Source organism: Lelliottia wanjuensis (genome assembly GCF_030238365.1).
Classification (GTDB): Bacteria; Pseudomonadota; Gammaproteobacteria; order Enterobacterales; family Enterobacteriaceae; genus Enterobacter; species Enterobacter wanjuensis.
In genome coordinates this window covers 81,062-98,893 of the sequence record NZ_JASSOT010000080.1, presented here as the reverse complement: position 1 = coordinate 98,893, position 17,832 = coordinate 81,062, and the positions used below count along the sequence as shown (strand labels likewise).

16 protein-coding genes are annotated in these 17,832 nt (G+C 56.7%); 9 read left to right on the top strand and 7 right to left on the bottom strand.

What is annotated here, in order from left to right:
- Position 1: 1 nt before the first annotated feature.
- The 4 genes from purB to QQF33_RS25320 all read left to right on the top strand — a co-directional run bounded on the left by purB (position 2) and on the right by QQF33_RS25320 (position 4,845).
- Positions 2–1,372: an adenylosuccinate lyase gene (purB, locus tag QQF33_RS25335; protein WP_102103465.1), complete on the top strand. Its 1,371-nt coding sequence runs from the start codon at positions 2–4 to the stop codon at positions 1,370–1,372.
- Positions 1,373–1,497: 125 nt separating this feature from the next.
- Positions 1,498–2,169 carry a two-component system response regulator PhoP gene (gene phoP, locus QQF33_RS25330; protein WP_282495018.1) on the top strand — a complete coding sequence of 224 codons (672 nt, stop codon included), beginning with the start codon at positions 1,498–1,500 and terminating at the stop codon, positions 2,167–2,169.
- Positions 2,170–3,633, top strand: a complete 1,464-nt coding sequence (phoQ, locus tag QQF33_RS25325) for a two-component system sensor histidine kinase PhoQ (RefSeq protein WP_285150753.1) — start codon at positions 2,170–2,172, stop codon at positions 3,631–3,633.
- Between the two features lie 90 nt (positions 3,634–3,723).
- On the top strand, positions 3,724–4,845 hold the full coding sequence (locus tag QQF33_RS25320; RefSeq protein ID WP_282494949.1) for a ribosomal protein uL16 3-hydroxylase: 1,122 nt from the start codon (positions 3,724–3,726) through the stop codon (positions 4,843–4,845).
- Positions 4,846–4,912: 67 nt separating this feature from the next.
- Here the strand turns inward: QQF33_RS25320 and QQF33_RS25315 are convergent, their stop codons facing one another.
- Together QQF33_RS25315 and pepT are read right to left on the bottom strand one after the other, a co-directional pair.
- The gene (locus tag QQF33_RS25315) at positions 4,913–5,404 is read right to left on the bottom strand and encodes an REP-associated tyrosine transposase (RefSeq protein ID WP_285150754.1); all 492 of its coding nucleotides are present in this window, start codon (positions 5,402–5,404) and stop codon (positions 4,913–4,915) included.
- A gap of 104 nt (positions 5,405–5,508) precedes the next feature.
- Positions 5,509–6,732, bottom strand: a complete 1,224-nt coding sequence (gene pepT / locus QQF33_RS25310; protein ID WP_285150755.1) for a peptidase T — start codon at positions 6,730–6,732, stop codon at positions 5,509–5,511.
- 250 nt (positions 6,733–6,982) lie between these two features.
- Between pepT and potA the strand changes: the two genes are divergently transcribed.
- From potA to potD, 4 genes are read left to right on the top strand one after another with little or no spacing between them, the layout of a single operon-like run.
- The gene (potA, locus tag QQF33_RS25305; protein WP_285150756.1) at positions 6,983–8,119 is read left to right on the top strand and encodes a spermidine/putrescine ABC transporter ATP-binding protein PotA; all 1,137 of its coding nucleotides are present in this window, start codon (positions 6,983–6,985) and stop codon (positions 8,117–8,119) included.
- Positions 8,103–8,960, top strand: coding sequence for a spermidine/putrescine ABC transporter permease PotB (gene potB / locus QQF33_RS25300; protein WP_285145876.1), 858 nt, complete (start codon positions 8,103–8,105; stop codon positions 8,958–8,960). Before potA ends, potB begins: the two co-directional genes overlap by 17 nt.
- Complete coding sequence (gene potC, locus QQF33_RS25295) at positions 8,957–9,748, top strand: spermidine/putrescine ABC transporter permease PotC (protein WP_282494944.1); 792 nt, start codon at positions 8,957–8,959, stop codon at positions 9,746–9,748. The genes potB and potC overlap by 4 nt, the downstream gene beginning before the upstream one ends.
- Entirely contained in the window at positions 9,745–10,791 is a 1,047-nt protein-coding gene (gene potD, locus QQF33_RS25290; protein WP_285150757.1) for a spermidine/putrescine ABC transporter substrate-binding protein PotD, read from the top strand. Before potC ends, potD begins: the two co-directional genes overlap by 4 nt.
- Positions 10,792–11,494: 703 nt before the next feature.
- Here potD and cobB read toward each other — a convergent pair.
- Genes cobB through lolC form a run of 5 tightly spaced genes read right to left on the bottom strand, consistent with a single transcriptional unit; the run spans position 11,495 to position 16,437 of the window.
- Entirely contained in the window at positions 11,495–12,316 is an 822-nt protein-coding gene (cobB, locus tag QQF33_RS25285; RefSeq protein WP_282494942.1) for a Sir2 family NAD+-dependent deacetylase, read from the bottom strand.
- Positions 12,317–12,331: 15 nt separating this feature from the next.
- The gene (gene nagK / locus QQF33_RS25280; RefSeq protein WP_282494941.1) at positions 12,332–13,243 is read right to left on the bottom strand and encodes an N-acetylglucosamine kinase; all 912 of its coding nucleotides are present in this window, start codon (positions 13,241–13,243) and stop codon (positions 12,332–12,334) included.
- A 56-nt stretch (positions 13,244–13,299) separates the two neighbouring features.
- Positions 13,300–14,544, bottom strand: a complete 1,245-nt coding sequence (gene lolE / locus QQF33_RS25275) for a lipoprotein-releasing ABC transporter permease subunit LolE (RefSeq protein WP_285158811.1) — start codon at positions 14,542–14,544, stop codon at positions 13,300–13,302.
- A complete protein-coding gene (lolD, locus tag QQF33_RS25270) occupies positions 14,544–15,245 on the bottom strand; it encodes a lipoprotein-releasing ABC transporter ATP-binding protein LolD (protein WP_282494939.1) in 702 nt (233 codons plus the stop codon). Before lolD ends, lolE begins: the two co-directional genes overlap by 1 nt.
- Positions 15,238–16,437 (bottom strand): lipoprotein-releasing ABC transporter permease subunit LolC, encoded by a 1,200-nt coding sequence (gene lolC / locus QQF33_RS25265; protein ID WP_282494938.1) that lies wholly within the window; start codon positions 16,435–16,437, stop codon positions 15,238–15,240. The genes lolD and lolC overlap by 8 nt, the downstream gene beginning before the upstream one ends.
- Before the next feature lie 269 nt (positions 16,438–16,706).
- On the opposite strand from lolC, the gene QQF33_RS25260 reads away from it, so the two are divergent.
- A complete protein-coding gene (locus QQF33_RS25260; RefSeq protein WP_285150760.1) occupies positions 16,707–17,780 on the top strand; it encodes an acyltransferase family protein in 1,074 nt (357 codons plus the stop codon).
- The last annotated feature ends 52 nt before the right edge of the window (positions 17,781–17,832 follow it).

The window sequence follows — 17,832 nt, the reverse complement described above, 5'->3', positions numbered from 1 at the left end:
TATGGAATTATCCTCACTGACCGCCGTTTCCCCTGTCGATGGACGTTACGGCGATAAAGTCAGCGCGCTGCGCGGGATCTTCAGCGAATATGGTCTGCTGAAGTTCCGTGTACAGGTTGAAGTGCGCTGGCTGCAAAAGTTAGCTACCCAGGCAGCAATCAAGGAAGTTCCTGCTTTTGACGCCCAGGCAAACGATTACCTTGATAAAATCGTCGCGGAGTTCAGCGAAGAAGACGCGGCACGTATCAAAACCATTGAGCGCACCACCAACCACGACGTGAAAGCGGTGGAATACTTCCTGAAAGAGAAAGTGGAAAGCGTACCGGCGCTGCACGCGGTGTCTGAGTTCATCCACTTCGCCTGTACTTCAGAAGATATCAACAACCTGTCTCACGCGCTGATGCTCTCTACCGCGCGTCAGGACGTGGTGCTGCCTTACTGGCGCAAAATCATCGATGCGGTGAAAGACCTGGCCGTGCAATACCGTGATATCCCACTGCTCTCCCGTACCCACGGTCAGCCAGCCACCCCGTCCACGATGGGTAAAGAGATGGCAAACGTGGCGTACCGCATGGAGCGTCAGTATCGCCAGCTGGAGCAGGTTGAGATCCTCGGTAAAATCAACGGCGCGGTCGGGAACTACAACGCCCACATCGCCGCTTACCCGGAAGTGGACTGGCACCAGTTCAGCGAAGAGTTCGTGACTTCTCTGGGCATTCAGTGGAACCCGTACACCACTCAGATCGAGCCGCATGACTACATCGCCGAGCTGTTTGACTGCATCGCCCGTTTCAACACCATCCTGATCGACTTCGACCGCGATGTGTGGGGCTATGTGGCCCTGAACCACTTCAAACAGAAAACCATCGCCGGTGAAATCGGCTCTTCCACCATGCCGCACAAAGTGAACCCGATTGACTTCGAAAACTCCGAAGGCAACCTGGGCCTGGCGAATGCCCTGCTGCAGCATATGGCGAGCAAACTGCCGGTCTCCCGCTGGCAGCGTGACCTGACCGACTCCACCGTCCTGCGTAACCTCGGCGTGGGTATTGGCTATGCGCTGATCGCCTACCAGTCCACCCTGAAAGGGGTGAGCAAGCTGGAAGTGAACCGCGACCGTCTGCTGGACGAACTGGATCACAACTGGGAAGTGCTGGCGGAGCCGATTCAGACCGTGATGCGCCGTTACGGCATTGAAAAGCCATACGAAAAACTGAAAGAGCTGACCCGCGGCAAGCGCGTCGACGCCGAAGGCATGAAACAGTTTATCGATGGTCTGGACGTGCCAGAAGAAGAAAAAACGCGCCTGAAAGCGATGACGCCGGCAAACTACATTGGCCGCGCTATTGCTATGGTTGATGAGCTGAAGTAATTCCCCTCACCCTCTTTCCGCCCGGAAAGAGGGTTCCTTCCTCTGCGGTTTACTCAATGTTTATCCCCATAACAACATAATCAGCGTTAAACTATTCATACCATTCATGTTAGGGAGAAGAGATGATGCGCGTACTGGTTGTTGAGGATAATGCATTGCTACGTCATCACCTGAAAGTTCAGCTTCAGGAACTGGGGCATCAGGTCGACGACGCGGAAGACGCAAAAGAAGCGGATTATTATCTCAATGAACACCTGCCCGATATCGCCATCGTCGATCTGGGGCTGCCGGACGAAGACGGTCTGTCGCTGATCCGCCGCTGGCGCAGCCACGATGTCTCGCTCCCGGTGCTGGTTTTAACCGCCCGCGAAGGCTGGCAGGATAAAGTCGAAGTGCTCAGCGCGGGTGCCGACGACTATGTGACTAAACCTTTCCACATCGAAGAAGTGGCCGCCCGTATGCAGGCGTTGATGCGCCGTAACAGCGGTCTGGCGTCACAGGTGATCTCTCTTCCCCCGTTCCAGGTCGATCTCTCGCGTCGTGAATTCTCGATCAACGACGAAGTCATCAAACTGACGGCGTTCGAGTACACCATTATGGAAACGCTGATCCGCAACAGCGGCAAAGTGGTGAGCAAAGATTCCTTAATGCTCCAGCTTTATCCGGATGCCGAGCTGCGCGAAAGCCACACTATCGACGTGCTGATGGGTCGCCTGCGTAAAAAAATCCAGGCGCAGTATCCGCAGGACGTCATCACCACGGTGAGGGGTCAGGGATACCTGTTTGAATTACGCTAAATGAAAAAAATCCTTCGCCACTTTTTGCCGCTGTCGCTGCGGGTCCGCTTTTTGCTGGCCACCGCTGCCGTGGTACTGATCCTGTCACTCGCGTACGGCATGGTGGCGTTGGTCGGGTATAGCGTCAGCTTCGACAAAACCACCTTCCGCCTGCTGCGCGGCGAGAGCAATCTCTTCTATACCCTAGCTAAATGGGAAAACAATCGCATCAGCGTGGAAATGCCGGAGAACCTGAACCGGCAGAGTCCGACGATGGCGCTGATTTATGATGAAAAAGGCCAGCTGCTGTGGGCGCAACGCCATGTGCCGTGGCTGGAAAAGAGTATTCGTCCTGAGTGGCTGAAAACCAACGGCTTCCACGAGCTCGAGGCCGATCTGAACGCCACCAGCACACTGCTGGGCAACGATGCCTCGATGCAGCGTCAGCTCGACGAAATCCGTGAGGACGACGACAATACGGAGATGACCCACTCGGTGGCGATCAATCTCTATCCCGCGACCATGGATATGCCGCAGCTCACCATCGTGGTGATCGACACCATTCCGGTTGAGCTTAAACGCTCCTATATGGTCTGGAGCTGGTTCGTGTATGTTCTGGCCGCTAACCTGCTGCTGGTGATCCCGCTTCTGTGGGTCGCCGCCTGGTGGAGCCTGCGCCCTATCGAATCGCTGGCGAAAGAGGTCCGCGAACTCGAAGAGCACAACCGGGATAAACTCAATCCGCAAACCACCCGCGAACTCACCAGCCTGGTGCGCAACCTCAACCGTCTGCTGAAAAGCGAGCGCGAGCGTTACGATAAATACCGCACCACGCTGACCGATCTGACGCACAGCCTGAAAACCCCGCTGGCGGTGATGCAGAGCACCCTGCGATCCATGCGCAGCTCGAAGCTCAGCGTCGACGACGCCGAGCCGGTGATGCTCGAGCAGATCAGCCGTATCTCCCAACAGATTGGCTATTACCTGCACCGCGCCAGTATGCGCTCGGGCAGCCCGTTGCTGAGCCGCGAGCTGCACCCTGTCGCCCCGCTACTGGACAGCCTGACCTCGGCGCTGAATAAAGTTTATCAACGCAAAGGGGTGAACATTAGCCTCGATATTTCGCCGGAGATCAGTTTTGTCGGCGAGAAAAATGACTTTATGGAAGTGATGGGCAACCTGCTGGATAACGCCTGCAAATATTGCCTCGAGTTTGTGGAAGTGTCCGCCCATCAGACGGATGACGAGCTGCAAATCATCGTCGAGGATGACGGCCCCGGCATTCCGCAAAACAAACGCGACGTGGTGTTCGACCGCGGTCAACGCGCCGACACGCTGCGCCCCGGTCAGGGCGTGGGATTATCCGTCGCGCAGGAGATTGTCGATCAGTACAACGGGCGAATCGAAACCAGCGACAGCCTGCTGGGCGGCGCACGCATGGTCGCCATTTTTGGTCGTCAGCATCCCTCTTCTGACGATAGTTAGAGCGGAATGTGAAAAAAGCGAGATTCTCGCGCGCAGGCTCTTGCGCTTCCGTTATAATCCGAGTCAGTAAGAGCCTGCGGAAATATAATTATGGATTATCAATTAACACTTAACTGGCCCGAGTTTATCGAACGTTACTGGCAAAAACGCCCTGTCGTTCTGAAACGCGGGATCAGCAATTTTGTCGACCCGATCTCGCCGGATGAACTGGCTGGACTGGCGATGGAAAACGAAGTCGACAGCCGCCTGGTGAGTCATCAGGAGGGGAAATGGCAGGTCAGTCATGGTCCTTTTGAAAGTTACGATCACCTCGGCGAGACCAACTGGTCGCTGCTGGTGCAGGCCGTGAACCACTGGCATGAGCCTACCGCTGCGCTGATGCATCCGTTCCGCGCCCTGCCAGACTGGCGCATGGACGATCTGATGATCTCCTTCTCTGTGCCGGGTGGCGGCGTGGGTCCGCACCTCGATCAGTACGACGTGTTTATCATTCAGGGTACCGGCCGTCGTCGCTGGCGCGTCGGCGAGAAAGTGCCGATGAAACAGCACTGCCCGCACCCGGACCTGCTCCAGGTGGATCCGTTCGAAGGCATCATCGACGAAGAGATGGAGCCGGGCGATATTCTCTATATTCCGCCAGGATTCCCGCACGAAGGCTATTCCCTCGAAAACTCTCTGAACTATTCGGTCGGTTTCCGCGCGCCAAGCGGCCGCGAGATGATCAGCGGATTTGCGGATTACGTTCTGCAACGCGAGCTAGGCAGCCATCGCTACAGCGACCCGGACGTGCCTGCGCGTGAGCATCCTGCGGATATTCTGCCGCAGGAGCTGGATAAGCTGCGCGAGATGATGCTCGGTCTGATTAACGAGCCGGAACATTTCCGCCAGTGGTTTGGCGAGTTTGTCAGCCAGTCGCGTCACGAGCTGGACGTTGCCCCCGCCGAGCCGCCTTATCAGCCGGATGAGATTTACGACGCCCTGCAACAGGGTGATTCGCTGGTGCGTCTGGGTGGATTGCGCGTGCTGCGTATTGGCGACGATATTTTCGTTAACGGCGAGAAGCTGGATTCCCCGCATCGTCCGGCGCTGGAAGCCCTGGCCAGCCATATGGTGCTGAATGCAGAGACCTTCGGCGATGCGCTGGAAGATCCGTCATTCCTCGCCATGTTAGCGGCGCTGGTGAATAGCGGGTATTGGTTCTTCGAGGACTGAGCTGGCTGATTGTGTCGGGTGGCGCTTCGCTTACCCGACCTACAAAAACGGCGCGGATGCGCCGTTTTTATTTTGGCTCCCCGGCCACCAAATCTTCTGGTTCACCCGCCCAATCCTTCGGATATAAACCGTCGCGCACATCCCGATGAAACGTTGAAAACGGCCAATCCGCCACGCGGGTGACATGCCCATGTTTGACCGGATTGATATACACGTAATCCCTATGCCGCCGGAAATCCTCTTCGTTGCGAATCGTATGTTCCCAGAATCGTGATTGCCACACGTGACGCATCTCAATCGCGCGGGTAAAGGTTTTCTTTATCTCTCGCCAGCGGCCCGAAAAGTCATCATCGTTTTCCGGTAAGGTCCAGATGCAGTGCATATGTTCAGGAAGCACCACCCAGGCGTTGATGGTGAAGGGTTTGGTGCGTTTCACGGTTTGTATTGCAGCGCGCAGGTGATCGATATGGCGGGTCAGCAGATCGCTCTGGCGATTTTGCAGATTAACGGTGAAAAACCAGGTTCCACCAGGGATATAGTTACGGCGGTAATTTGACATGGGAAATCCTTTTCCGGGCGTCGGGTGGCGGCTTCGCCTTACCCGACCTACGATTCAGGTTTTGTAGGCCGGGTAAGGCGAAGCCGCCACCCGGCACAAAGGGACTACTGCTTCGCCGTCAACTCCGCAATCCGCACAATCACCTTCACCGCTTTCTCCATCCCTTCCAGCGTCACAAACTCGTGCTTGCCGTGGTAGTTATACCCACCGGTAAACAGGTTCGGACACGGCAGTCCCATAAAGGAGAGCTGCGACCCGTCGGTGCCGCCGCGAATCGGTTTCAGCTGCGGTTCGATGTCGCAATCGCGCATCGCCTGCTGGGCGATATCGAGAATATGCGGATGCTCCATCACCTTCTCGCGCATGTTGTAGTAACTGTCTTCGATGATCAGCTCAATGTAGCAATCCGGGTGCAGCCCCTTGCCGACTTTTTTGGCGATCTCCATCATCTTGCGCTTGCGCGCTTCAAAGGCTTTGCGGTCAAAATCGCGGACGATGTAGTGCATCTGCGCGCTGTCCACCGTGCCTTTGATACTGGTCAGATGGTAAAAACCTTCATACCCGTCGGTCTGCTCCGGGCTCTCTTCCGCCGGGACTTCCGCATGAATCCGCGAAGCCAGCGACAGCGCGTTGACCATCACCCCTTTCGCCGATCCAGGATGCACATTGTTGCCAACGATTTTGATGGTGACTGAAGCCGCGTTAAAGTTTTCAAACTCCAGCTCACCCACGCCACCGCCGTCGACGGTGTAGGCCCACTTCGCGTCGAACGCTTCGACGTCGAAATGCTTCGCCCCTTTGCCCACCTCTTCATCGGGCGTAAAGGCCACGCGGATATCACCGTGGGGAATGTTATTGCCTTTCAGCACCGCCAGGGCGGTCATGATCTCCGCGACGCCCGCTTTATCATCCGCACCCAGCAGCGTTTTGCCGTCGGTGGTGATCAGCGTCTGGCCCAGCAGCTGGTGCAGCACCGGGAACATCACCGGCGACAATACCTCATCGCCGATACCGAGCGCGATATCGCCGCCGCGGTAGTTTTCCACGATCTGCGGGTTGACGTTTTTACCGCTAAAATCAGGTGAGGTATCAACGTGAGAAATGAATCCAATCGCCGGAACCGAACCTTTGACGTTCGACGGCAGCGTCCCCATCACAGTGCCCTTCTCGCTTAAGGTCACGTTGACCAGGCCGAGCTCCTCCAGCTGATCCTTCAGCAGGTTTAAAAGCTTCCACTGGCCCTCGGTGCTCGGCACCTGTCGGACACCCGCTTTAGATTGGGTATCCAGCGAAACGTACTGTAAAAAACGCTCAAGTAATTTTTCCATGCAGTCACCCTCACTTTTTGTGACAACATTATCAGGAAGCATCAAATCCCAAATATTGCGTCAGGTCACTTTTATCCCGTAAACGAGAATATTTTCGATTTTGTCGTGATTCGTTAATAAATGTAGCTTATCAATCAGTCACAAGGATTGGTGATTTCAGTGGTTTGCCGTAGAATGACCGCCCTCATTAAGAGTCACCAAGGTGGTTACACACAAACCCCGCTGTCGGTAAACCCACCGACGCGTTTATATGGGACAGCGCCAAAAATTGAATACACAACCGGGAACACTGTCACCGCTGGTTCTTCTGTCGGGGATCAGCAAAAGTTTCGATGGTAAAACCGTCATTGACGATCTTAACCTGACTATCAATAACGGTGAGTTTCTTACGCTGCTTGGCCCTTCCGGCTGCGGCAAGACAACCGTTCTGCGCCTGATTGCCGGACTGGAAAACGTCGACAACGGCCAAATTCATCTTGAAAATCAGAACATCACCGATGTTCCCGCCGAACATCGTCACGTTAACACCGTCTTCCAGAGCTATGCCCTTTTCCCGCACATGACCGTGTTCGAAAATGTGGCCTTCGGCCTGCGCATGCAGAAAACCCCTAACGAGCAAATCACGCCCCGCGTGAACGATGCCCTGCGTATGGTGCAGCTCGACGAGTTCGCCCAGCGTAAACCCCATCAGCTCTCCGGCGGCCAGCAGCAGCGCGTGGCGATTGCCCGTGCGGTGGTCAATAAACCGCGTCTGCTGCTGCTGGATGAGTCCCTCTCCGCGCTCGACTACAAGCTGCGCAAGCAGATGCAGAACGAACTGAAAGCCCTGCAGCGAAAGCTCGGCATTACCTTTGTGTTCGTCACCCACGATCAGGAAGAAGCCCTGACCATGTCGGACCGTATCGTAGTGATGCGCGACGGCAAAATTGAGCAGGACGGCACGCCGCGCGAAATCTACGAAGAGCCGAAAAACCTGTTTGTCGCCAGCTTCATCGGTGAGATCAATATCTTCGACGCCACGGTGATCGAGCGTCTTGACGACCAGCGCGTGCGCGCCAGCGTCGAAGGCCGTGAGTGCAATATCTACGTCAACTTTGCCGTCGAGAAAGGCCAAAAGCTGAACGTCATGCTGCGCCCGGAAGATCTGCGCGTCGATGAGATCCACGACAGTAACGACGTGGAAGGCCTGATCGGCTACATCCGCGAGCGTAACTACAAAGGTATGACCCTGGAATCGGTGGTTGAGCTGGAAAACGGCAAAATGGTGATGGTCAGCGAGTTCTTTAACGAGGACGACCCGGACTTTGACCATCCGCTCGATCAGAAAATGGTCGTTAACTGGGTAGAGAGCTGGGAGGTTGTGCTGGCCGATGAAGAACACCAGTAAATTCCAGAACGCGGTGATCGCCACGATTGTGGGTTGGCTTGTGTTGTTTGTTTTCCTGCCCAACCTGATGATCATTGTCACCAGTTTTCTGACTCGCGACGACACGAACTTCGTCAGCCTGGTCTTTACGCTGGATAACTACGCGCGCCTGCTGGACCCGCTCTACTTCGAGGTCCTGCTGCACTCCCTCAACATGGCGCTGATCGCCACCCTCGCCTGCCTGGTGCTGGGATATCCCTTCGCCTGGTTTCTGGCGCGGCTGCCGCAGAAAATCCGTCCGCTGCTGCTGTTTCTGCTGATTGTTCCCTTCTGGACCAACTCGCTGATCCGCATCTATGGCCTGAAGATTTTCCTCAGCACCAAAGGTTATCTGAACGAGTTTCTGCTCTGGCTGGGGGTGATTGATACGCCGATCCGCATCATGTTCACGCCGGGTGCGGTGATTATTGGTCTGGTCTATATCCTGCTGCCGTTTATGGTGATGCCGCTTTACTCCAGCATCGAGAAGCTCGATAAACCGCTGCTCGAAGCGGCGCGCGATCTCGGGGCCAGCAAGCTGCAAACCTTCCTGCGGATCATTATTCCGCTGACCATGCCGGGCATTATTGCTGGTTGTCTGCTGGTGATGCTCCCGGCGATGGGGCTGTTCTACGTCTCGGATCTGATGGGCGGCGCGAAAAACCTGCTGATCGGCAACGTGATTAAGAGTCAGTTCCTGAACATTCGCGACTGGCCGTTTGGCTCGGCCACCAGCATTACGCTGACGGTAGTAATGGGCCTGATGCTGCTCGTCTACTGGCGCGCCTCCCGCTGGCTGAATAAGAAGGGAGATCTCGAATGATCGGTCGTCTGCTGCGCGGCGCTTTTATGTCCGCCATTTACGCATTCCTGTATATCCCGATTATCATTTTGATCGTGAACTCGTTTAACAGCTCACGCTTTGGGATTAACTGGCAAGGCTTTACCACCAACTGGTACAGCCTGCTGATGAACAACGACAGCCTGCTGCAGGCGGCACAGCACTCCCTGACGATGGCGATTGTCTCCGCGACCTTCGCCACGCTGATTGGCTCCCTGACCGCCGTGGCGCTGTATCGCTACCGTTTTCGCGGGAAACCCTTCGTCAGCGGGATGCTGTTTGTGGTGATGATGTCGCCGGACATCGTGATGGCGATTTCCCTGCTGGTGCTGTTTATGCTCCTCGGCATTCAGCTCGGCTTCTGGTCGCTGCTCTTCTCCCACATCACCTTCTGCCTGCCCTTCGTGGTGGTGACGGTTTACTCCCGTCTGAAGGGCTTTGACGTGCGGATGCTGGAAGCGGCGAAGGATCTGGGGGCGAGTGAAATGACTATCCTGCGCAAAATCATTCTGCCGCTGGCGATGCCCGCGGTCGCCGCCGGATGGCTGCTGAGCTTTACCCTGTCGATGGACGACGTCGTGGTGTCGTCGTTCGTCACCGGGCCGGGTTATGAAATTCTGCCGTTGAAGATCTATTCGATGGTGAAAGTCGGCGTGTCACCTGAGGTGAACGCGCTGGCGACGATACTGCTGGTGCTATCGCTGGTGATGGTGATTGCCAGCCAGATTATTGCTCGTGATACAACCAAATCTCAGGGGACGTCAAAATGAAAAAATGGTCACGCCACCTGCTCGCGGCAGGCGCTCTCGCAATCGGCATAGGCGCTGCGCACGCCGACGACAGTAAAACGCTCTACTTCTACAACTGGACCGAGTATGTGCCGCCGGGCCTGCTGGAGCAGTTCACCAAAGAGACCGGGATCAAGGTGATCTATTCGACCTACGAGTCGAACGAGACCATGTATGCCAAGCTCAAAACCTACAAAGACGGCGCGTACGATTTGGTGGTGCCATCGACCTACTTTGTCGACAAAATGCGCAAAGAAGGGATGATCCAGAAGATCGACAAAACCAAGCTGACCAATTTCAGCAATCTCGATCCGGAGATGCTGAATAAGCCGTTCGATCCGAACAATGACTACTCCATTCCGTACATCTGGGGCGCGACCGCGATCGGCGTGAACAGCGACGAAATCGATCCAAAAACCGTTACCAGCTGGGCCGATCTGTGGAAGCCGGAGTACAAAGGCAGCCTACTGCTGACCGACGACGCGCGCGAAGTGTTCCAGATGGCGCTGCGTAAATTGGGTTATTCCGGTAACACCACCGATCCGAAAGAGATTGAAGCGGCCTACAACGAGCTGAAAAAGCTGATGCCAAACGTGGCGGCGTTTAATTCCGACAACCCGGCCAACCCGTATATGGAAGGCGAAGTGAATCTGGGGATGGTGTGGAACGGCTCGGCGTACGTGGCGCGTCAGGCGGGGACGCCTCTGCAGGTGGTCTGGCCGAAGGAAGGCGGGATCTTCTGGATGGACAGCCTGTCGATTCCATCTAACGCCAAAAACGTCGACGGCGCGATGAAGCTGATTAACTTCCTGCTGCGCCCGGAAGTGGCAAAACAGGTGGCAGAAACCATCGGTTATCCCACGCCAAACCTGGCCGCCCGCAAGCTGCTGAGCCCGGAAGTGGCGAACGATAAGTCACTGTATCCGGATGCGGAAACCGTGAAGAAAGGCGAGTGGCAAAACGACGTGGGCGACGCGAGCCGCATTTATGAAGATTATTATCAGAAGTTGAAGGCCGGTCGTTAACCTTAAGTAGGCCGGGTAAGGCAAAGCCGCCACCCGGCAAACAACGACTGTGCGGGTTGAAAAATGCCCGGTGGCGCTACGCTTACCGGGCCTACAAGAGCGCGAAACCGCCTTACAATCCCTTCAATCTGGCACCTGAAAACGTCAAGTAGGCCGGGTAAGGCGAAGCCGCCACCCGGCAAAAAAAGACTGTGCGGGCTGAAAAATGCCCGGTGGCGCTACGCTTACCGGGCCTACAAGAGCGTGAAACCGCCTTACATTCCCTTCAATCTGGCACCTGAAAGCGGGTCGTTAACGTCAAGTAGGCCGGGTAAGGCGAAGCCGCCACCCGGCCAAAAACGACTGTGCGGGTTGAATAATGCCCGGTGGCGCTGCGCTTACCGGGCCTACAAGAGCGCGAAACCGCCTTACAACTCCTTCAATCTGGCACCTGAAAGCGGGTCGCTAACGTCAAGTAGGCCGGGTAAGGCGAAGCCGCCACCCGGCAAAAAACGACTGTGCGGGTTGAATAATGCCCGGTGGCGCTACGCTTACCGGGCCTACAAGAGCATTAAACCGCCTTACAATCCCTTCAATCTGGCACCTGAAAACGTTAAGTAGGCCGGGTAAGGCAAAGCCGCCACCCGGCAAAAAAAGACTGTGCGGGTTGAATAATGCCCGGTGGCGCTGCGCTTACCGGGCCTACAAGAGCGAGAAAGCGGTCTTATAATCCCTTCAACAGCTTCTCGACAAAATCCGGCACCACTTCACTCGCCAGACCATACTGTTTCTCTTCAAACTCGCTGCCGACCTGGCTCGGCTCCAGATTCAGCTCCACCGTATGCGCCCCATGCAGCCGCGCCTCGTGGACAAAACCCGCCGCCGGATAGACATGCCCGGAGGTGCCAATCGCGATAAACACATCGGCCATCGCCAGCGCGCTGTAGATCTCATCCATCCCCAGCGGCATTTCGCCGAACCACACCACGTGTGGACGCAGGGGTGACGGGAACTGGCAGCAGTGGCACTTATCGTCCGGGGTGATGTCACCCGTCCAGTCCAGCACCTGTCCGCTCCACGCGCAGCGCACTTTCAGCAGTTCGCCGTGCATATGGATAATGTTGTGGTTACCGGCGCGCTCGTGCAGGTTGTCGATGTTCTGTGTCACCAGCAGAAAGCGGTCGCCTAGAGCCTCTTCGAGCTTCGCCAGCGCCAGATGCGCCGCATTGGGCGCAATCTCCGGCGACTGAAGCTGTCGGCGGCGGTCGTTGTAAAACGTCTGCACCAGCTGAGGATTACGGGCAAAACCTTCCGGCGTTGCCACGTCTTCCACGCGGTGCTCTTCCCACAGTCCGTCAGTGGCGCGGAAGGTGCGAATTCCGGACTCAGCGGAGATCCCCGCCCCGGTCAGCACCACCACTCTTGGCTTTTCCATACCTTCTGGCATCACCCTGTCTCTGAAAAAGATCCGCTGGCGCAAGCGCTCACGCAGGCGGCGTTTAGTTTTGCGAAAACGGCTCAGTCGACCTAACCGACGCGACAGCATAAAAACCTCGTATAACTAGCGAGTGAGATGAAGGAATGCCGCACCGCGCATGCCTCCGGCATCCCCATGGCGCGCACGTTCGATACGCGGTACGCGGGCGACCGGCAGCAGATGTCGGGGCAGTCGCCCGGACAGGTGCTCGGTGATCGCCGAGAAATTGGATAACCCGCCACCGATCACCAGTAAATCGGGATCGACGATGGTCAGAATATTGCCCAGACACACCGCCAGCAGATCGAGATAGCGTTCAACGTGTTCGCGAGCCTGTTCATCGCCCTGCTCCCACAAGGTGATGATTTCCGGGGCCTCACGTTTCTGATGATAGAAGTGTTCGTAAAGCCATGCAAACCCGCGACCGGAAAGATAATTCTCAATACAGCCGTGCTGTCCGCAGCCGCAGCGCGTCAGGGGAAAATCACGTCCGACCACCTCGAGTGCATCGACCGGGAGGCGAATATGACCGAACTCGCCGGTGATATAGCTGCGCCCGGTAATCGGCTTGCCGTCAATGATGATCCCGCCGCCGACGCCGGTGCCGAGGATCAGCCCCATGACTAAAGGATATTGACGGAACTCATCGTCCCAGGCTTCGGAGAGGGCAAAACAGTTGGCATCGTTATCGAGGCGCACGTCACGGTCAAGGCGAGCAGAGAGATCGGCTCGCAGCGGCTTGCCGCTGGCGGCGGGGACGTTGGCCGCGTAAAGCGTGCCATCGTCCGTTTCCGGCATCCCCGGAATGCCGATCCCCACGGAGCCTTTCACGCCGAAACGGGTATCGGCTTCGGTCACCAGGGCGGCGACCGCGTTTAAAAATTCGTCGTAGCTCTCGCGCGGCGTGGGAACGCGGGTTTCCCACTGCAGTTTGAGCTGTTCATCAAAGACGCCGAGCGCAATTTTGGTGCCGCCAATATCAAATCCATAATACATAACGCATTCCTCTTTCTGATTTGGCGGCAAAGCATGCCGCTCAAATCATGACGTAATTACTGACCACTTAGCACCCTCGCCGGATCAATTCGGCTTGCGCGACGCGCTGGATACCAGCTTGCCAGCAGACTCAGTAAAAGTGCTGTAACCAGCACATAAATAACGTCCAGCCAGTGCAATTCAGACGGCAGGAAGTCAATAAAATAGATATCACCCGACAGGAACTGATGCCCAATCAGCTTCTCAATTCCGTTGATAATCGGCGTTAACTGCAGGGAAACCACCACGCCGATCACCACGCCGCACAGGCTGCCGAACAGCCCCGCCAGCAGACCGTACCAGACGAAGATGGCACGAATAAGACCGTCTTTCGCGCCAAGGGTGCGCAGCACGGCGATGTCGCTGCTCTTGTCTTTGACGGCCATCACCAGCGTCGAGACGATGTTAAAACAAGCCACGCCGATCACCAGCACCATCGCCAGATACATGATGGCGCGGATCATCTGAATGTCGCGGTACATGTAGCCGTAGGTGCCGATCCAGCTTTTGATGTAGACATAGCTGTTGGTCACACCGCCTGCGTCCCGCACCAGTTTGTTGGCGTTAAAGACGTCGTTTACCTTGATGGCAATGCCGGTAACGCTGTCGCCCATATCCAGGTACTGGCGCGCATCGTCCAGCGGGACCATCGCGAAGCTGTGATCGAGCTGACCGCTCAGCTGTAAAATACCGGTCACGTGCAGACGCACGCGCTTCGGCTGCTGGAGCTTATGGTCGGCGCTGGCGTTCGGGATCATGATCGACACCCAGTCGCCCTGCTTCACCTTCAGCGCATCGGCCACACCTTTGCCGATAATAATCTGCTGCTCACCGGCTTTAAAGTTCGCCCACGCGTTGTTCTGCACAAACTGTGGCAGCGCGCTCAAACGTGCTTCCTGATGCGGATTGACACCCTTCACCTGAATGGCGCGCAGATTGGCCCCGCTCTCCACCAGCCCGGTAAAGTTAATGTACGGCGCGGCGGCGGCAATGCCCGGCACTTTCTCGACGTGGGTAAGCGCCTCTTTCCAGTTTGTCCAGGGCTGACTCACCGCTTCAATTTCGCCGTGCGGAACCACCGCCAGAATGCGGTTATTCAGCTCACGCTCGAAGCCGTTCATCGCGCTCAGGCCGACAATCAGCACCGCCACGCCCAGCGCAATACCGACGGTGGAGATCACCGAAATCAGCGACACCATGCCGCCGCGACGGCGGCCACGGCTGAAGCGCATACCGATCAGTAAGGATAACGATGAAGCCATTACTCGGCTCCCATCAGGGTCAGTTCCGCCGTCAGACGACCGTCGCGCATCTCCAGCTGACGGCTCATGCGACGCGCCAGCTGCAGATCGTGGGTCACCACCAGGAACGCGGTTCCCTGAGAGGCGTTGAGTTCACCGAGCAGCTCAAAAATACTGTCTGCGTTGCGCGCATCAAGGTTACCGGTCGGTTCATCGGCCAGCACCAGACGCGGGTTGTTCACCAGCGCACGGGCAATCGCTACGCGCTGACGTTCGCCGCCGGAGAGTTCCGACGGGCGATGATTCGCGCGATGGCCGAGGCCTACGGCTTTCAACATATCGCTGGCGCGGGTGTTGATCTCTGCCGGTTTCTTTTTGCCGATCAGCAGCGGCATAGCGACGTTTTCCAGCGCGGTGAAATCGGGCAGCAGGTGGTGGAACTGATAGATAAAGCCCAGCGACTGGTTGCGCAGATCCGCTTTCGCCGTCGACGACATTTTGCTCATCGGCTGGCCGGAGAAAATCACATCCCCGGAAGTCGGCGTATCCAGCCCGCCCAGCAGATGCAGCAAGGTACTTTTGCCCGAGCCGGAGCTGCCGACAATCGCCATCATCTCGCCTTCGCCCACGCTGAAACTGACCTCATGCAGGACATCGGTCTGCACGGTGCCTTCCTGATAGCGCTTGGACAGGTTGTCGCATTGCAACAGGATCTTATTCATAACGTAAAGCCTCAGCGGGTTGGGTGGCGGCAGCGCGCCAGGAAGGATAAAGCGTCGAGAGCAGCGCAATCGCCATCGCGACCAGCGCAATAGTGACGACCTGCAGCGGCTCGATCGCCACCGGCAGCGCGGCACCGTCGAGCAGAATACCGATAACCGGCATTAAATTATTCAGCTGGCTGGCAAGCAATGCCCCCAGCACGGCCCCGAGCAGCGCACCGATAATCCCGGCGCTGGCCCCCTGAACCATAAACACCGCCATGATCTGGCGTGGCGTCAGCCCCTGGGTTTGCAGGATCGCCACTTCGCCCTGCTTCTCCATTACCATCAGGCCCAGAGAGGTGATGATGTTAAACGCGGCCACGGCGACGATCAGGCTCAGCAGCAGGCCCATCATGTTCTTTTCCATGCGCACGGCCTGGAACAGCTCGCCTTTACGCTCGCGCCAGTCGGTCCATTTGGTGCCTTCAGGCAGTTTTTGCTCGCTCAGGACGTCCACTTTCAGCGGCTCGTTGAGCCACAGACGCCAGCCGCTGATGTTCCCCAGCGGATAGCGCATCAGGCGGGAGGCGTCCTGGATATTGACCAGCATCTGATAGCCATCGACTTCGCTGTTGGCGGCAAAGGTGCCGATCACGTTGAACAGACGCTGGCTCGGCAGGCGCCCCATCGGCGTGAACTGGCTGGCCGACGGCACCATCACGCGCAGTTGATCGCCACGGTTGACGCCCAGCTGGCTGGCGAGTTGTTCCCCGAGAATGACGTTGTATTTGCCAGGTTCGAGATCGGTCTGTTTGACGTTAACCAGATACGGCGTAAGGGGATCTTTTTGCGCCGGATCGATACCGAGCATCACCCCGACCGACACGCTGCGCGCGCTTTGCAGCACCACATCACCGGTAGTCAGCGGCGCAATGCGGCTTACGCCCTGTAACTTCACGGCGCTTTCCGGCAGCTGTTGTGGGTTGATCGACCCCTGAGAAGAAGAGAGAACCGCCTGCGGCATTAGCCCCAGGATGTTGTTTTGCAGCTCGCGCTCGAAGCCATTCATCACGGACAGAACCGTCACCAGCGCCATCACGCCAAGCGTAATGCCAATAGTGGAAAGCCAGGAGACAAAGCGACCGAAGCGGTCCGCGGCGCGCCCACGCATGTAGCGTAAGCCTATGAAGAGTGCGACAGGTTGATACATGAAATCCGTCTGGTTGCTGATAGCAGACCCACGAGTATATAAGCGAATCCGTTAAGCGTAAATGACTGAAACCGTAAGCTTTGGTAATGATTCTGGCTAAAAAGTCAGAGAAATCATCACGCTACTTCACGAATCGACTTTCCCGCGAGACGCGCCCTTCTCCACCTTTTCTGAAAATCGTCCTGATACAGACTCTTACCCATTACTTCTCTGGCCCCTTCGCCCAGGATTAACGGCTTCTTTTATGGCAAAACAGGGTTCAAAGACCGATGAAACAAAAAGCATTATGGATTAATCAGATAAAGGGGCTGTGCATCTGCCTGGTGGTGATTTACCACTCGGTGATCACCTTTTATCCTCACCTGAACGGGCTGCAACACCCGCTATCCGGTCTGCTCGCCAAATGCTGGGTCTACTTTAATCTCTATCTCGCCCCCTTCCGTATGCCGGTGTTTTTCTTTATTTCGGGCTATCTGATCCGCCGCTACATTGACGACGTGGGCTGGCGCGTCAGTGTCGATAAGCGGATTTGGAGCATCGTCTGGGTGCTGGCCCTGTGGGGCGTGTTGCAGTGGCAGGCTTTGAGCCACATTAACGCCTGGCTCGCGCCGGAGCGCGAATTAGCCACTTCCTCTAACGCCGCGTACGCCGGTTCGATCGGCGAGTTTATGCGCGCCATGCTCACCGCCAGCACCAGCCTGTGGTATCTCTACGCCCTGATTGTCTATTTCACCCTGTGCAAAGTGCTCAGCCGCTGGAAACTGCCGGTGCTTGTATTGCTGGCCCTCGCCAGCGTGGCGATTAACTTCCTGCCGCTGCCGTGGTGGGGGATGAACAGCGTAGTGCGCAATATGATCTACTACAGCCTCGGGGCCTGGTTCGGTGCGCAGCTGATGGAGTGGATGAAGGGGATGACGATGCGCCGCACCTGGCTGCCGGTTGTGGCATTTGGCGCGGTCTCGGTGGTGCTGTGGTTTGCCAACGTCCCCCTGCTGCTGTCGCTCCTGTCGATTCTGCTGATCATGAAACTGTTTTATAGCGTCGAGCAGCGTTACGCCGTGCATCCGAACAATCTGCTGAACGTCGTCGGCTCGAACACCATTGCGATTTACACCACTCATCGCATTTTAATTGAACTGTTTAGCCTGTTCCTGATCGGTCAACTCAACGCCGGGACCTGGCCGGTGTGGGCAGAACTGAGCCTGATTCTGGTCTATCCGTTTATCAGTCTGCTGGTGTGTACCCTGTTTGGCCTCGGCGCACGCAGAGTCTCCAGCGCCCTGTTTGGCGACGTTTTCTTCGCGCCACCCGCCCGTCTCGCCCCGGCTCAGGCCACGCGCTAACCCCTCTTCTCGCCCTCATCCGGGGGCGAATTTACCCTCTGTGCGGTTCCGG

What these genes read in the sequence shown, in the direction of transcription:
- QQF33_RS25315 (WP_285150754.1), bottom strand. Translation starts at nt 5,404, where the DNA reads ATGTCAAATTACCGCCGTAACTATATCCCTGGTGGAACCTGGTTTTTC.
- lolC (WP_282494938.1), bottom strand. Translation starts at nt 16,437, where the DNA reads ATGTATCAACCTGTCGCACTCTTCATAGGCTTACGCTACATGCGTGGG.
- pepT (WP_285150755.1), bottom strand. Translation starts at nt 6,732, where the DNA reads ATGGAAAAATTACTTGAGCGTTTTTTACAGTACGTTTCGCTGGATACC.
- potC (WP_282494944.1), top strand. Translation starts at nt 8,957, where the DNA reads ATGATCGGTCGTCTGCTGCGCGGCGCTTTTATGTCCGCCATTTACGCA.
- phoP (WP_282495018.1), top strand. Translation starts at nt 1,498, where the DNA reads ATGCGCGTACTGGTTGTTGAGGATAATGCATTGCTACGTCATCACCTG.
- QQF33_RS25320 (WP_282494949.1), top strand. Translation starts at nt 3,724, where the DNA reads ATGGATTATCAATTAACACTTAACTGGCCCGAGTTTATCGAACGTTAC.
- potD (WP_285150757.1), top strand. Translation starts at nt 9,745, where the DNA reads ATGAAAAAATGGTCACGCCACCTGCTCGCGGCAGGCGCTCTCGCAATC.
- lolD (WP_282494939.1), bottom strand. Translation starts at nt 15,245, where the DNA reads ATGAATAAGATCCTGTTGCAATGCGACAACCTGTCCAAGCGCTATCAG.
- lolE (WP_285158811.1), bottom strand. Translation starts at nt 14,544, where the DNA reads ATGGCTTCATCGTTATCCTTACTGATCGGTATGCGCTTCAGCCGTGGC.
- cobB (WP_282494942.1), bottom strand. Translation starts at nt 12,316, where the DNA reads ATGCTGTCGCGTCGGTTAGGTCGACTGAGCCGTTTTCGCAAAACTAAA.
- nagK (WP_282494941.1), bottom strand. Translation starts at nt 13,243, where the DNA reads ATGTATTATGGATTTGATATTGGCGGCACCAAAATTGCGCTCGGCGTC.
- potA (WP_285150756.1), top strand. Translation starts at nt 6,983, where the DNA reads ATGGGACAGCGCCAAAAATTGAATACACAACCGGGAACACTGTCACCG.
- purB (WP_102103465.1), top strand. Translation starts at nt 2, where the DNA reads ATGGAATTATCCTCACTGACCGCCGTTTCCCCTGTCGATGGACGTTAC.
- phoQ (WP_285150753.1), top strand. Translation starts at nt 2,170, where the DNA reads ATGAAAAAAATCCTTCGCCACTTTTTGCCGCTGTCGCTGCGGGTCCGC.
- potB (WP_285145876.1), top strand. Translation starts at nt 8,103, where the DNA reads ATGAAGAACACCAGTAAATTCCAGAACGCGGTGATCGCCACGATTGTG.
- QQF33_RS25260 (WP_285150760.1), top strand. Translation starts at nt 16,707, where the DNA reads ATGAAACAAAAAGCATTATGGATTAATCAGATAAAGGGGCTGTGCATC.